The 13,920-nt window shown below is 50.7% G+C and carries 15 protein-coding genes and 1 pseudogene; 12 read left to right on the top strand and 4 right to left on the bottom strand.

The window, feature by feature from the left end:
* The first annotated feature begins 52 nt into the window (after window positions 1-52).
* Window positions 53-937, top strand: coding sequence for a carbohydrate ABC transporter permease (locus ACLBWT_RS14270; protein ID WP_447663828.1), 885 nt, complete (start codon window positions 53-55; stop codon window positions 935-937).
* 13 nt (window positions 938-950) lie between these two features.
* Complete coding sequence (locus ACLBWT_RS14265) at window positions 951-1,814, top strand: carbohydrate ABC transporter permease (protein WP_447663827.1); 864 nt, start codon at window positions 951-953, stop codon at window positions 1,812-1,814.
* 784 nt (window positions 1,815-2,598) lie between these two features.
* On the opposite strand, the pseudogene ACLBWT_RS14260 reads toward ACLBWT_RS14265, so the two are convergent.
* Together ACLBWT_RS14260 and ACLBWT_RS14255 are read right to left on the bottom strand one after the other, a co-directional pair.
* Window positions 2,599-2,733, bottom strand: a pseudogene (locus ACLBWT_RS14260) (IS30 family transposase); the annotation flags it as partial.
* A gap of 5 nt (window positions 2,734-2,738) precedes the next feature.
* Window positions 2,739-2,936, bottom strand: coding sequence for a helix-turn-helix domain-containing protein (locus ACLBWT_RS14255; RefSeq protein ID WP_447663826.1), 198 nt, complete (start codon window positions 2,934-2,936; stop codon window positions 2,739-2,741).
* A gap of 282 nt (window positions 2,937-3,218) precedes the next feature.
* On the opposite strand from ACLBWT_RS14255, the gene ACLBWT_RS14250 reads away from it, so the two are divergent.
* The 8 genes from ACLBWT_RS14250 (at window position 3,219) to ACLBWT_RS14215 (ending at window position 8,633) form a co-directional block, all read left to right on the top strand.
* Window positions 3,219-3,911: a hypothetical protein gene (locus tag ACLBWT_RS14250; protein ID WP_447663825.1), complete on the top strand. Its 693-nt coding sequence runs from the start codon at window positions 3,219-3,221 to the stop codon at window positions 3,909-3,911.
* A 90-nt stretch (window positions 3,912-4,001) separates the two neighbouring features.
* Window positions 4,002-4,388 (top strand): hypothetical protein, encoded by a 387-nt coding sequence (locus ACLBWT_RS14245; RefSeq protein ID WP_447663824.1) that lies wholly within the window; start codon window positions 4,002-4,004, stop codon window positions 4,386-4,388.
* A complete protein-coding gene (locus ACLBWT_RS14240; RefSeq protein WP_447663823.1) occupies window positions 4,367-4,912 on the top strand; it encodes an HD-GYP domain-containing protein in 546 nt (181 codons plus the stop codon). Before ACLBWT_RS14245 ends, ACLBWT_RS14240 begins: the two co-directional genes overlap by 22 nt.
* A 373-nt stretch (window positions 4,913-5,285) precedes the next feature.
* On the top strand, window positions 5,286-6,239 hold the full coding sequence (gene trhO, locus ACLBWT_RS14235; protein ID WP_447663822.1) for an oxygen-dependent tRNA uridine(34) hydroxylase TrhO: 954 nt from the start codon (window positions 5,286-5,288) through the stop codon (window positions 6,237-6,239).
* 118 nt (window positions 6,240-6,357) lie between these two features.
* Window positions 6,358-6,681 (top strand): hypothetical protein, encoded by a 324-nt coding sequence (locus tag ACLBWT_RS14230; RefSeq protein WP_447663821.1) that lies wholly within the window; start codon window positions 6,358-6,360, stop codon window positions 6,679-6,681.
* Between the two features lie 24 nt (window positions 6,682-6,705).
* On the top strand, window positions 6,706-7,524 hold the full coding sequence (locus ACLBWT_RS14225) for a GNAT family N-acetyltransferase (protein WP_447663820.1): 819 nt from the start codon (window positions 6,706-6,708) through the stop codon (window positions 7,522-7,524).
* A gap of 309 nt (window positions 7,525-7,833) precedes the next feature.
* Window positions 7,834-8,139 (top strand): hypothetical protein, encoded by a 306-nt coding sequence (locus ACLBWT_RS14220; RefSeq protein WP_447663819.1) that lies wholly within the window; start codon window positions 7,834-7,836, stop codon window positions 8,137-8,139.
* Between the two features lie 155 nt (window positions 8,140-8,294).
* On the top strand, window positions 8,295-8,633 hold the full coding sequence (locus ACLBWT_RS14215) for a DUF4181 domain-containing protein (RefSeq protein ID WP_447663817.1): 339 nt from the start codon (window positions 8,295-8,297) through the stop codon (window positions 8,631-8,633).
* 44 nt (window positions 8,634-8,677) lie between these two features.
* Here ACLBWT_RS14215 and ACLBWT_RS14210 read toward each other — a convergent pair whose 3' ends face one another.
* Window positions 8,678-9,496, bottom strand: a complete 819-nt coding sequence (locus ACLBWT_RS14210) for a helix-turn-helix domain-containing protein (protein WP_447663815.1) — start codon at window positions 9,494-9,496, stop codon at window positions 8,678-8,680.
* 131 nt (window positions 9,497-9,627) lie between these two features.
* Between ACLBWT_RS14210 and ACLBWT_RS14205 the strand changes: the two genes are divergently transcribed.
* Together ACLBWT_RS14205 and ACLBWT_RS14200 are read left to right on the top strand one after the other, a co-directional pair.
* Entirely contained in the window at window positions 9,628-10,401 is a 774-nt protein-coding gene (locus ACLBWT_RS14205) for a sugar phosphate isomerase/epimerase family protein (protein WP_447663813.1), read from the top strand.
* Window positions 10,402-10,420: 19 nt separating this feature from the next.
* Window positions 10,421-11,440, top strand: a complete 1,020-nt coding sequence (locus ACLBWT_RS14200) for a Gfo/Idh/MocA family protein (protein ID WP_447663812.1) — start codon at window positions 10,421-10,423, stop codon at window positions 11,438-11,440.
* 71 nt (window positions 11,441-11,511) lie between these two features.
* Here the strand turns inward: ACLBWT_RS14200 and ACLBWT_RS14195 are convergent, their stop codons facing one another.
* Window positions 11,512-13,623: an alpha-amylase family glycosyl hydrolase gene (locus tag ACLBWT_RS14195; protein ID WP_447663985.1), complete on the bottom strand. Its 2,112-nt coding sequence runs from the start codon at window positions 13,621-13,623 to the stop codon at window positions 11,512-11,514.
* Window positions 13,624-13,920 lie beyond the last annotated feature (297 nt).

Below are 13,920 nucleotides of genomic sequence, written 5' to 3'. Positions count from 1 at the left end.
CGGCTGATCTGCACTCCGCCTTCCGTCAGGACCCGTAAAGGAAGTGAGATGGATGAAAGGACCTTCAAGGGCTGCGCCGTACGTCTTCATCGGCCCGACCCTCATCCTGCTAGCCGTGTTCTCCCTGCTGCCCATTCTTGTCGCGGTCTACATCAGCTTGACCGACATGGACTTGGCGGGACTGGCCAACTACTCCAGCATCAAGTTCGTCGGCCTGCAGAATTATGCCGATGTGCTGGGCGATCCCGTCTTCCTGCTGGCGCTGCGCAACACGCTGTTCTACGTCGTCATCGGCGTGCCGCTCGTCATTGCCTGCTCGCTCGGGGCAGCCCTGCTGATCAACTTCGGACGCTCGCGCGCGTTCAAGGTATTCCGGGTCGTCTATTACCTGCCGTCCGTGACGAACGTCGTGGCAGTGGCCGTCGTCTGGAGCTATCTGTACAATCCGGGCATCGGCCTCTTCAATTACGTCCTGACGTCGCTCGGCTTCGGCAAGGTGGCCTGGCTGACCGACCCGACGATCGCCAAGCTGTCGCTCATCCTGCTGGCGCTGTGGCGGAGCATCGGCCTCAACATGATCATCTTCATCGCGGCGCTGCAGGGCATCGACCGCTCGTACTACGAGGCGGCGCAGCTGGACGGCGCCAGCCACTGGCAGCAGCTGACCCGGATCACGATTCCGATGATGCGCTTCGCCATCTTCTTCGTCAGCGTGACGACGATGATCGGCTGGCTGCAGTTTTTCGAAGAGCCTTTCGTCATGACCCAGGGCGGGCCGCTCAACGGCACCGTATCCGCGTCTCTGTTCATTTACCAGAACGGCTTCCAGTTCAGCAACTTCGGCTATGCCGCCGCCGGATCGTTCGTGCTCTTCTTCATCATTATCGCCGTCACCCTGCTCCAGCTGAGACTCCAGCGGAAGCAAGCCGAGGAATAGGAGGCTTACCGTCATGTCCTTGACACCTAAACAAGCGCAATCGGCAGCCCCGACCGGCCGCTCGCGGGATAAGCTGCAGCAGTGGGCCGCCGGCATCGTGCTGACCGTATTCGGCGTCGCGATGATTTTGCCGTTCATCTGGATGCTGCTCTCCTCCTTCAAGACAGAAGGGGAGATCAAGCGCATTCCGCCGACTCTGTGGCCGGAAGCCTTCACGCTCGACAACTTCGGCAAGCTGTTCACCGAGATGGACTTCGGCACGTACCTGACCAATACGCTGCTTATCACGCTGTTTTCCTTCGTCGGGCTGCTGCTGAACGCGATGGCCGGCTTCGGCTTCGCCAAGTACAGCTTCAAGGGACGCGAGAAAATGTTCCTGCTCGTGCTCGCCACGATGATGATTCCGGGCCAGGTGACGATGATTCCGGTCTACCTGATCCTGAACAGCGTGAGCCTCACCAACACGATGCTCGGCATCGTGCTGCCGGGCTTCACGAGCGCCTTCGGCATCTTCCTGTTCCGCCAGTTCATGTCGACGCTGCCGGATGAGATCATGGAGGCGACGCGCCTCGACGGGGCAAGCGAATACCGGCTGTTCGCCCAGATCGTCCTGCCGATGTCCAAGCCGATCCTGGCCGTGCAGGCGATCCTCACGTTCATCGGGGGCTGGAACAGCTTCCTGTGGCCGCTCATCATCGCCAACGACGAGAAGCTGTATACCCTCTCGGTCGGCCTGTCGCTGCTGAAGGGCCAGCATGCCACCAACTTCGCTCTGCAGATGGCGGGAGCGGCATTCATGGTCGTTCCGATCATGATCATCTTCGTCTTCTTCCAGAAGCATATCATCGAGAATTACAATATTTCGGGCATGAAATAAGGTTAGAACAGGGCCTGTCTGATTCCCCCTATTTCCGACTCGACCGGCAAGGTAGACCACGTCTCCGTGCTGTCGCTTGGAGACGCGGTCAACAACATGGCCGGCTAATAAGCTGCTCATGCAGCTCACGATGATCCCCATGCAGGGAACGCTTTGTAAAAGCGATCCGGCGCATGGGGATTTTTTTGGTTTAAGCACAGACTAAGAATGATTTTTTTTTCCATTCAAGAAGGGGATCTAAATCGAATGATCAGGCCAAGAGCCCGACCCCGCAGCCGCCGTCGGCAGAACCGCTTCCGACGCCGGAGCCCGAGCCGACCCCGACGCCGGTTCGGTGCTGCAAGCGGAGGACTGAACCAGCTGGTCCACAGACAAGAACACATTCAACAACCAGCTGAGGCACACCGAGGCTCAGCGAGCCCGTCACGGTGCGGTCGACGGAACCATGTGTGGCGAAGACTTCCACATTTGTGCCGAGCGTGATTTATGAACTGCAGTAAGAAGCCTAGTTCAAGTTGGTTAGTGGTTACGACGCGCCGACGGGCAAGGTCCCGGCAGGAAGCAGGCTGGAGATTAGGCTCGGAATCGTCGCGGGCGAGCTCGCTTAGGTTGGACTACGGAGTCTTATAACCAAGCACTTCCCTAAACATCCGAATCATCACATCGCTCGGCGAATTGTGGATTTGCACAGCCACGGTTCGTTGATCCGAAAGAGAAGATAATAAGGAATTAGTAATTTTTTGAAGAGGCTTGCAGCACAGCAAGCTTTTTATTTGACGAATTGTCAGTCTAAGTGCGACACCTCGTCCATGAAGGCTTCGTGAACCGACTTCCAGCCCATGCATTTCCTGGGGCGGTTGTTAATCAGATGAAGGGCATCCGCGAGTTGCTTATCCATAACAGAAGCGAAGTCGTGTCCTACGCTCAAAGCTCTCCGCTCATGGTACGCCTGCTCGGCGGACTGAGGCTTATAGCATTCTGCTGACGGCCGAGTTTGAGTTGGCATGCGATCGTAAAGGGATGTCGGCCTAGCTCATGACTTATCTTCCGGAATGACCAGCCTAGCCGATACAGAGCTTCTATTTGCCCGCGTTCAATTAGGCTAAGAAGAGAGTAGCTCATGTTGGATTCTCCTGTAGAGAATGGTCGTCTGGTCACTCCATTTTACATGAAACCAGCATGGGTCTTTTGTTTTCTAGGTGTCGCACTTCATATTGAAATCGTCAAAATATTAGAATAATAGACATAGACATAGGAAATTATACCCTGTATAATTATGGTAGGTAAAAAGGCCCATGGACTAAAGTACATATCTATTATCCAGCGAGTTGTCAAATGGAAAAGCCCCTTTTATATCAGTGGGTCATTTTTCTTTGAAAATTAAAAGTTGAGAGGGGTAGTAGTATGAAAAAAGTTTTATCGATTTTATTTTCAGCTGCGCTATTCTTAGGAGTAGGATCTCAAGCTTTTGCAGCAGAAAAGGTTGATGTTCAACAAGCAATGAAATTAATTGAAAAGACAAACAAGGAAATTGATGAAAAAATTAATAGTTCAGTAAAAAAAGCTGATAAGTTACAAGCTGATTACCTTCTTGAAGTTCGTAAAATTGAAGAAGGAGATCAAGTAGTTAAATTAAAAAAAGATAAAGAAAAAGTTTTGACTGACTTAGCAGCAGCTCAAAATGATGTGAAAAAACAAGAGGAATTAAACAAAAAATTAGCAAAAATTACTGCTGAGCTTGAAAATGAACAAACAAAAATTGATAATGAAATTACAGATATCAATCAGGATATTATGGATGCCACTTTTCAGCTAGTAACAGCAGAAGATAAAGATTCAAAAAAAATAGAAGAAAAGATTAGTAAACTAAATAAGAAGTTAAATGAGAGATCGGAAAAGTATCAAGAAAAAACACAAAAGTTTACGAGCGAGCTTGAAAAAATCATTACTGAGGTTTATGATGAAACCCTTAAGATGTCAGCAGAGACAATCAAAAAGGCTGCTGAATTGGGTGTTCAAGCTGAATGCAGCTGGAAGCTTGTCCGTTTTGCTGACAAGTGGGTATGGATTGATCCGATAAGAGTAGTGGGCTGTTAATTTTAAACTAACAATCAAATATAAATGTGTAAGACAATAAAAATGAGTTTGAATTCGAACTCATTTTTATCTTTTTTAAGGTGGGATACCATGGAAGGTTTTTCGATTGGAAAAAAAGGATCTTCTTTAGAAACAGTGAAATTTGATAATAATTTCGAGTTTAGTTTGATTTCCCGTGGGGATGGTGTTGAAATATTAAACCAAACCATTCAAGAGGGGAAATTATTCTACATTTATCCCAGCGATAACGTTAATGCTTTGGAGTTTTATTTAATATTATCTGGTCAAGTCGTTTGTGAGTTTGATAATGCTAAGCATATATTAGGTCCCGAAGATTATTTTACTGCCAGAGGACTTCAAGACCCAATCCACTTTACCGCTCTTACAAAAGTAACCCTACTATGTGTTTTTACGGAAAAAACTTTGTTCATATTAGTAAGGATCTTTCCTCCCTTATGGAAATTACGAAACAAGTAGAAATAAAAGATAGATATACTCATAGACATAGTGATCGAGTGGCAAAGTATTCTGTGAAAATAGCTAAAAAATTACATATAAGTAAAGAGCAATTAGAGAATTTGACAGTGGCAGCTGTGCTGCATGACATTGGTAAAATTCATGTGCCAATTGAGATATTAAATAAACCAGGAAGATTAGAGAATGAAGAATTTGAAATTATAAAAAAACACCCTATAGATGGAGCAAGAATGGTAATTAACTCTTATTATCAGGAGCTGGCTCCTATTATTGAACAGCATCATGAAAGGTTAGATGGCAGTGGCTACCCTTATGGATTAAGTGGAGATGATATTCTTTTGGAAGCAAGAATTATTGCAGTAAGTGATACATTTGATGCCATGACAGAAGATCGGGCCTATAGGAAAGCGTTTAAAGAACAATTTGCAATAGATGAACTTAAGAGAATGGCTGGCTCTCATTATGATAAGGAAGTGGTCTGGGCCTTCGAACAAATATTAAAAGAAGAAGGACGAATTAACTAATCTGCCTTTTAAACGAATAAGGCAACTAGAGAAAGGTAAGACCTATCATCAAGCAATATATTTGAAGCAATCATGTGTAGAGAAAACTCATTAAAGTAACGGAGAACGATAGTGTAATAAAAGAGAAGTTCTACTCAAAGAAACCACTCCATTGTCAGGAGTGGTTTTCACTTTATATCCTGATGTAGATTTTATGGTCAAGTTGTACTTTGTGCTTAGATACATTGCGGAGAACCGTATCACTAGTAACGACAGGTTCTACAACTTACCTCGAGACAACCGGAAAGGTTCACGACGTTCGAAAAAATGATACAATATTTATAATGACGCATCGAAATCGTTAGCGAGTATAGATCAGGAGGAAGATAAGGAAATGAGTTCTAGAACATACCCAGCGGCAGATCCGCGGTTCGTATATCAGCCTTCAGCCGAAGGGGAGAAGCCGTATCGCATCTTGCTGTATTACAAATACGTGACGATAGAAGATCCGGAAGGATTTGCTCAGGAGCATCGAGAGCTCTGCAGAAATCTTGAGCTGAAGGGCCGTATTCTTGTTGCCCCTGAAGGTATTAACGGCACGGTATCCGGCACCGTCGATCAGACGAACGCCTATGTGCGGTACATGCATGAGCACCCGTTGTTTCGCGATCTCGTTTTTAAAATTGACGATGCGGACAATCATGCCTTTCAAAAAATGTTCGTCCGGCCGAAAAAGGAACTGGTTACCTTCCGGCTCGAAGACGATGTCAACCCGAACGAAAAAACGGGCAAGCACTTGAAACCGAAAGAGTTTTTTGAAATGCTTCAAAAGGACGACGTCATCGTCCTGGACGGCCGCAACGACTACGAGTTCGATATCGGCCATTTCCGCGGAGCGATCCGTCCCGATGTCGAATCGTTCCGAGAATTTCCGGAATGGATTCGCGAAAACATGGAGCAATTCAAAGACAAGCCCATTTTGACCTATTGTACAGGGGGGATCCGCTGCGAAAAGCTGTCCGGCTTCCTCATGAACGAAGGCTTTAATGAGGTGTATCAGCTGGACGGTGGAATCGCCACGTACGGAAAAGATCCCGAAGTTCAAGGAAAGCTGTTTGATGGCAAAATGTACGTGTTCGATGAGCGGATTTCGGTACCCGTCAACCAGGTAGAACCCGTCGTTGTCGGCAAATGCCACCATTGCGAAAAACCGGAGGATCGTTACATTAATTGTGCCAACGACTTCTGCCATAAACAGCACATCGTCTGTCCGGACTGCTATGAGGAGCACAATCAATTTTGCTCGAAAGAATGCGAAGAGTTTTGGCTGAACCGGGCGGAAGGCTGACCATCGGCTTGTTGAACGCGGAGCATGCCGTATTTTCAATGGATTTTGTTGAATTTCCAAATATGGATTGACCTCTAATATAAGGGGTATCCGCATTTATTGTGGGTACCCCTTTTTGATGTTTATTTTTGGGGAACTTGTGCATGTACCGCCTGCAGCACGTTTGGATTCATTTTGTTTCTTTAGTGAAGGGCATGATTGGTTGCCCAATATAGAAAACGCTGTTATGGTCGGCAGTCTCGGGCAAATCATCGGGAAGCTTCTTTCGGTGATGCGGCAGCTTATTTTTTTAGTGCCACAGAATATGGACTGGTATATAATTCCAATTAAGAGCAACACAGAACTTGAATCCGCCTGCATATCAGTTGTTACTGACGAAATCGGCTCAGAGCTTTGTGGTGGATTCTATACAGAGGAAGTAACGAATCTTAATGATAAATGATAAGCGAACGAACCGAGGTGACATATGTCTTTCATTTTGCCATCCCTAGAACAGATCAAGGACATTGAGAATGCTGAGATTGAGTACATGACGGATCGGATGTCAGCCATCCAGGCTCGACCCGGAAATCCGGAAGGAATCGAGATTCAGCGATTCGGGAATGCAGTCTGCTATTACAGCAAGACCATGACCTGGGCGGCCTTCAATACGATTAAAGGATTGAGGTCGGAAGACATTGATGCCATAGAGCCCATAACCGAATTCTATAGAGCAAGAGCTCGAACACCTCGATTCGAAGTGATTCCTTCGTTGGTGGATCAGAGCTTCCTCCGGCGATTGTCTGATCGGGGCTTCTATCAATCCGGCTTTCACACTTCAATGGTCTGTGAACCTCAGACCTATCCGGATGGTTATTCCAATGGCGTCACCTTGTTGGAATGCGGAGAAGATCAGTTAGAGCTGTATGCAGCGATTCATTGCCGAGGAACAGGGCTGTCCGATGAGGGCATCCCATATGTTTTGGAGAATAATAAGGTTTTGTATTATCGACCTGGATGGAAATTCTTTATCGCGTGCCTGGATGACGTTCCGGCAGCGGCCGGCGTGATGTTCTGCAAGGATAAAAAGGCATCCTTGACCTTTGCGGCTACTTTGCCCCAATACCGGAATCGGGGATTGCATCAAAGCTTATTGAAGAGACGAATAGAAGAAGCCTTGATGAACGATTGCAAGCTAGTCGTCAGCCAGTGCTCATTTCAATCTCAAAGCCATAAAAATATGGAGCGCTTGGGAATGAAAATAGGTTATGTGCGAGCATCCTGGACGGAGAGAGCGGCGGAATAAGCAAAATGAGCGGTCCACCACTATGTAGCTGCTATCGGACATACGATCCGCTATTTAGCCGCTGTGAAGCCAATTTCACATTTATCGGACATACGTTCCGTTATTCCCCTCTGCAATATTTGGATCCCAATAATAATTCACAAATAGCGGATCCTATGTCCGATAATCAACCAGATCCTACGAGTTCCCTCAAATAGCGGATCCTATGTAAAACCACATTCCGGTCTTATGTTTGAGGTTTGGTTTCATGTACCTGCCGTTGATAGTTGCTGCCGGATTCGGGATTCTATTCGGAAGGTTGTGGATGGGGTGAAAAGGGTTCTTGCAGGCGGATTTATTCTGTTAAGCGGAGTACTGCTTTATTCAGGGGTGCATCTTGCGGCGGCCATGTATCTTCCCCACATTACGGCATGGTCGACACCTCCAGGGAAATATGGAACAGCGTTGAGAGAAACAGGAGGATATGCGGCAAATCTTGTTTCCATCCTGTTTATGATTGGAGGCAGCCTTATTTTGCTGATTGAACTTTATTTCCCGCATGCAGCGGCAAGATATAAAAAAGCGGTTGCGGAGAGAAATATGGAATATGAAAATGAACATAATCTAAGGAAATAAACCGTTCAAAGAAGGAAATTGGCTGCAGCCGCAGCTCACCGAACGGTTCGTGCGAATGTAAAGCAAGCTTGAGAACAAGTAGGAAATTACGTCGAGAAAGACATGCCCGTGTGATAGTCGCAGCTTGAAGCTAGGTCTGGACAGGGTGGCTTTTGATGGAGCCAATTATTAGGATTGTTCTAGCTCTTTCGTTGACGCATTGGTTCCTCAGGGCGATTCTCTTTCGAATTCCGAAAGAAGAGTTGTCGAGCTCAGGCCGAAGAGCGGATGGTTGGGGAAAAGCCATTCTCGTGTTTTTGGCGTTCATCCTTATCATCCTGTTGCTTTTAAATGATCAGGACATCAGCAAGAAGTGGCTCTGGATGGCATTTCTTTTCTTTGGCCAGGGCTTTCAGACTTTTATCGACTGGAAGTATCAAAAGCCGTCTAAGGAATACTTGATTTCACTAATCGTACTGGTACTTGGAGAAGCTTTGATCTTCTTCATTCTTTAAAAGAAGGATACCGGAGCTTCGCGATCCGGTCCTTCCAGTTGGATCTAGTCCCGTTCGAGCTCCAATCCGGCCAGCGACTGCTGAGAGCGATAGAGGTAGGGCGAGATGCCGAAGCGGGCGCGAAACACCCGGTGAAAATAAGAGTAGCTGGCGAAGCCGCAAGCCTCGGCGATCTGCTCCAGTTTAAGCTCGCTGTATTTGATCTGCTCCACTGCAGCATTGAGGCGGATCTCAATCGCGTATTGGATCATGGTCTTGCCATAATGCTCTTTGAACAGCCGCACGGCTCGCGACAAGCTGAGGCCTCCGTAAGCGGCGGCTTCCTCGAGCTTGAAGGTGGCCATGGCATGCTCTTCAATAAATCTTTTGATTCTCAGTGTCGCCATGCCCTTGCGGTCCGTCTGCACATTCTCGGCGATGGCCCGGTCGACAGACAGGCAAAGGCTGCGCAGTAGAACGTCCTTCAGCTCGTCATTTCCCTCCAATGAGCCCCGGCGCTTCTCCAGCATAAGGCTGCGCCACAAGCCGATCAGATTGTCGTCGGATCCGACCCGGCTGACCGTCGGGCGGACCTTCCGATCCCACCAGACATCAATCCATGAGCCTTGGCAAAACAGATAATAATCTGCGCTGGACAAGCGTCCTTTTCTTAAAGGCTCCCCCACGACGAGATGGTAATCGTCCCCGGGCCGGAGCAGCAGCAGATCGCCTCCGTTCAGGATATACTCCTGGCCGCCAGAGAAGACCTGGCAGGCGCCTTCGGTCTGAAGGCGGAAAAGGTAGTGCTGCAGCCCGCTCTTCAAGTCCTGAGTAAAGGGTTTATAATGATTTGAATAGTCGCAGATAAGCAAAGATGTGTCCAAAAAGAAACCCTCCCATTGGAATTCCGAGCAAATCGTTCATGTTCTAAGGAGATTGTATATGTTCATTTTAGGCTGTAATCCCCTAGAATGAAACCAGAGAATAAAACATGTATGCAGAGGAGCTTACCAGTATGGAAAAACTTAACATTGGACTTCAATTGTTTACGCTGCGGGATGAAACCGCTGCAGATTTTGAGGGCACGCTTCGCAAAGTCGCGGAGCTTGGCTACAAAGGTGTCGAGTTCGCCGGTTACGGCGATCTGAGCGCCGATAAAATGAAAGCGCTGCTTGACGAGCTGGGCCTGCAGGGCTTCAGCAGCCACGTTTCCCTGCAAGCTCTGCGCCAGGATCTGCAAAAAGAAATCGATTATCTGAAGACGATCGGCGCCAAATACATGATTTGCCCGTATCTGATGCCGGAGGACCGTCCCCAAAGCGGCGAGGAATGGAGCCGGCTTTTCGCCGAGTTGCAGGAATTCGGCATTGAAGCCGGCAAGCAGGGGTTGATTTTCGGCTACCACAATCATGATTTCGAGTTCCATGGCCAAGTCGGCGACGACAACGCTTTCGACGCCATGTTCAAGGAGACGACACCTGAAGCGGTTCAGGTCGAGATGGACGTATGCTGGGTTCAATTCGCAGGCCGGAATCCGGTCGAGTATATCGGCAACTACGCCGGTCGCCTGCCGCTGCTGCACTTGAAGGATTTCAGCGCGGATGAGCAGGGGCAGATGAAAACGCTGGAGCTGGGACAAGGCTCCGTTGATCTGCCTGCCGTCATCGAGGCTGCAGCCGAAGCGGGCGTGCAGTGGCTGATCGTGGAGCAGGACGTCTGCCAGAATCCGCCGCTGGAAAGCATCTCGAATAGCTACGAATGGCTGAAAAGCAACTACTTGAACGTCTAATAAAGGAGGAACATAAGCTGTGAGCAAAATCAAAATCGCTGTCATCGGTTGCGGCGCCATCGCCCAGCGCCGACATATTCCGGAGTATGCCGCCAACGAGAACGTAGAGCTGGTCGCATTCGCTGATCCTATTCTGGAGAGGGCCGAGAACATGGCCGAAACTTATGGCGGCCAAGCCTTTGCTTCCTTTGAGGAGCTGCTCGCCCAAGCGGACGTGGACGCGGTGAGCGTATGCACGCCCAATCATCTTCATGCCTCCATGGCGATTGCAGCCGCTAACGCAGGCAAGCATGTCCTGGTCGAGAAGCCGATGGCTACGACGCTGGAGGAAGGGGAGCGGATGATCGAGGCCGCCCGGAGCAACGGCGTTTTCCTGATGGTCGGACATAATCAGCGCCTGATGCCTCCGCATGTGAAAGCCAAGGAAATTCTGGATTCCGGAGAGCTGGGCAAGGTGCTCACCTTCCGCACGTCCTTCGGCCATCCCGGACCGGAGGCTTGGAGCGTGGACGGCGCGGAGAGCTGGTTCTTCCGCAAGGACGAAGCCATCATGGGCGCCATGGGCGATCTCGGCGTGCATAAATCCGATTTCATCCGGTATTTGCTGAACGACGAGGTGGCGGAAGTCGCCGGATTTATTGGAACCTTGGACAAGGAAGGCACGGACGTGGATGACAACGCCGCCTGCCTTCTGCGCATGAAGGGCGGAGCGATCGGAACGCTGGTCGCAAGCTGGACGCAGTACAAAGGCGGAGACAACAGCACGGTGCTGTGGTGCGAGCGCGGCGTCATGAAGATCGGCACGGTGGACGGCGACGAGGTCATCGTCGAGCCTGTCGACGGTTTGGTGGAAACCTACAAGGTCGGCGCCATGGCGACGAACGAGAAACAAGTGCCGAGCGGAGTCATCGATGCATTCGTGGATTCCATCGTCACGAACACGCCTCCAGCGATTTCGGGGGAAGAGGGCTTGAAGTCGCTGCAGGTCATTCTGGCAGCCTTTGAATCCCAGAAAACCGGACAGTTCGTCAAGCTCTAGGAAAAAACGAAAGACCCGAAGTAGGGACCCAGGTTGGGGCCGCACTTCGGGTTTTTTGTCTTGCCGAAAAGCTATTGCCAGTTCACAACAACCGTCGCCGTTCCGGTAGCGGGAGTCGTGAAGGTATGATTGGAGCCGCCTTCCCAAGTGACCGCCGTTCCGTTCTTCTTCAAGAACTTGAACTGGAGAGCGGTGCCTGCCGGCACGCTGACATCGTAATACCAAGTCGGGTAAGCGTATAGGATCTTGTTGAAGATCGGTCCGATGGCGGCGGCTGGAGCCCAGTTGCCGAGCTCGGATACGCCGCCGGAGAGGTAGACGTTCTCTCCAAACGCCGTCGTCGCATTCTGCACCACGAAGCGGACCGAGACCTGATTGCCGGTCAGGATGTTGAAGCCGTTGTACACATTGCTGTCGACCGCGCCGGAGGTGCGGATCTTGATGCCATAGCTGCCTGCGGCGACGGAAGGAACGGTGACTTTGATCTGGGTATCTTCCCAGGAGACGATGCCGGTTCCCGTTACGGCCGTGCTGCCGAAGTATACGGTGCCCTTGGAGGAGCCGAAGCCGCGGCCGTCGATCGTGACCGTGTTGCCGGGCTTGCCCATGACCGGCCCGGCATGGCCGACGACCGGAGCTGTCGCCGCCGCCGTATATTGCCATACGGCCGTACCGCCTGCAGCCAGGGTGAATGTGCCGACAGCTCCGCCGGATGCCGCCGTAATGCTGTTGCCTCCAAGCAGTCCGCCGAGAACATCATTGTAGGTTCCCGCCGGGAGGGAGGTGGCCAAGCCGCTGATGGATGCAGCCGTGGACAGGTTGCGGTTGACGGCTACGACCGCGACATTGTTGCCGAATTTGCGCTCATAGATGTAGACGTCGTTGTTGATCCAGCGCTGCTGGGTCGTGCCGTAAGCGATGGCCGGATTGGACTTGCGCAGAGGTCCCAGCAGGCCGCTGACCTTGTATGCTGTCGTCGTCGTGGAGAACGACGGCATCATGGCGCGGTTGTCGGGATCCGTGCCGCCAGTCATATATTGCTCGGTGCCGTAGTAGATCGCCGGTACGCCGCGCGAGGTCAGCGTGAACGCCAGCGCCTGCTCGAGACGGCGGTTGCTCAAGGAACCGGTTTTGAAGCGTTCCATGTCATGGTTGTCGATGAACGTGACCTGATCGGATACTTGCGCGTAGTCGGAGCCGGTCGCAGCGACCATGGCGTCAAGGCCGTACATCGTGTCCGTGCCGTCGCGGAAGACGCTGCGGACTTCCTGGTTGAAGCGGAAGTCGAGCAGGCTCATTCCGGATTCGTTGGCGAACTTGGTGTTGTCCGCCTCTGCGGCGGCCGAGCCCATGAACCATTCCCCGAAGACGAAGACCGGCTTGTACCCATAGATGGAGGCGAGCCAGTTTTTCTGCCAGCCCATGGACATATGCTTGGCCGCGTCGACGCGGATGCCGTCAATGCCGAGATCGAGCCACACCTTGATCGCATCCTTGAAGTAGGTGTCGATCGTGCTGTTGTTCTGCTCGAGATCCGCCAGATCATACAGATTTTTGTAGATGCCGTTCTCAAGCGTGGAGAAGTCAGAGCCGCCGTTATGGTGGAAGAAGCCGTTCGTATCATTGGTATATCCGCCGAGCAGCGTGCCGTTGTTGTAGAGCTTGCCGTTCTCGGCGAAGGAAGTATCCGTCTCCATGGCCGGAGAGGTGTGGTTCGGCGCGAAGTCGATGATGACTTTGATGCCTTTGGCATGAGCGGCATTGATCAGGTTCTGGAAGTCCGTGAAGCTGCCGAAGGCAGGGTTCGTCTTCTTGAAGTCGCGGGCCCAGTAGCCGTGATAGGCGGTATTGGTCACCCCGGAGTAGTTGATGACGGAGTAGATGTTCTCCACAGGCTGGGAAATCCAGAGCGCCGTTACGCCCATGCCGGTAAAGTAGTTGTTGTTGATCTTGTTGACGATGCCTTGCCAGTCGCCTCCGCAATAAACCCGCTTGTTGGTGCAGCCGGAGCTGAAGGCCGCTCCCGTCGGATTGTTGGCGGCATTGCCGTCGGAGAACCTGTCCGTGAAGAGCTGGTAGATGACGTCCGTGCTGTAATTCTGTTTGTTCCCGACCGCCGTGTCAGGCGCGGCGGAAGCGAGTCTCATCGGTGCCGCAGGCGTAAGCTGGGCTCCAGCGAGCATCGTGGCGATGGCCGCTCCCGCAAGGATTCGTTTCAACATTACGTTCATCAATATAACCGCCTTTTCAAGTGATTAATATGAAGCGCTTACATATGCTGTCAAAGCCTTGACGATTCCGGAAAGGCAGCCTCCTTTCTATACAAATAAACCCCGGTTTTCTCCGCTGACGGAGTAACCGGGGTTGTCTTAAACCATCTGGTTTAAAAAGCATAGCCCTCAAATTAAGGTTGGCTCAGTCATCATAAAAAATGTTTGGCATCGCTGTCAATAGGAAAATCGTTCGTCTTGCGGAGCGGA

The sequence above is a fragment of the Paenibacillus sp. D51F genome (assembly GCF_053345695.1).
This window is presented reverse-complemented; position numbering and strand designations above follow the sequence as displayed.

Coding starts and splice junctions, on each gene's coding strand:
- ACLBWT_RS14270 (WP_447663828.1), top strand. CDS start 53: ATGAAAGGACCTTCAAGGGCTGCGCCGTACGTCTTCATCGGCCCGACC.
- ACLBWT_RS14265 (WP_447663827.1), top strand. CDS start 951: ATGTCCTTGACACCTAAACAAGCGCAATCGGCAGCCCCGACCGGCCGC.
- ACLBWT_RS14255 (WP_447663826.1), bottom strand. CDS start 2,936: ATGAGCTACTCTCTTCTTAGCCTAATTGAACGCGGGCAAATAGAAGCT.
- ACLBWT_RS14250 (WP_447663825.1), top strand. CDS start 3,219: ATGAAAAAAGTTTTATCGATTTTATTTTCAGCTGCGCTATTCTTAGGA.
- ACLBWT_RS14245 (WP_447663824.1), top strand. CDS start 4,002: ATGGAAGGTTTTTCGATTGGAAAAAAAGGATCTTCTTTAGAAACAGTG.
- ACLBWT_RS14240 (WP_447663823.1), top strand. CDS start 4,367: ATGGAAATTACGAAACAAGTAGAAATAAAAGATAGATATACTCATAGA.
- trhO (WP_447663822.1), top strand. CDS start 5,286: ATGAGTTCTAGAACATACCCAGCGGCAGATCCGCGGTTCGTATATCAG.
- ACLBWT_RS14230 (WP_447663821.1), top strand. CDS start 6,358: ATGTTTATTTTTGGGGAACTTGTGCATGTACCGCCTGCAGCACGTTTG.
- ACLBWT_RS14225 (WP_447663820.1), top strand. CDS start 6,706: ATGTCTTTCATTTTGCCATCCCTAGAACAGATCAAGGACATTGAGAAT.
- ACLBWT_RS14215 (WP_447663817.1), top strand. CDS start 8,295: ATGGAGCCAATTATTAGGATTGTTCTAGCTCTTTCGTTGACGCATTGG.
- ACLBWT_RS14205 (WP_447663813.1), top strand. CDS start 9,628: ATGGAAAAACTTAACATTGGACTTCAATTGTTTACGCTGCGGGATGAA.
- ACLBWT_RS14195 (WP_447663985.1), bottom strand. CDS start 13,623: ATGCTCGCTGGAGCCCAGCTTACGCCTGCGGCACCGATGAGACTCGCT.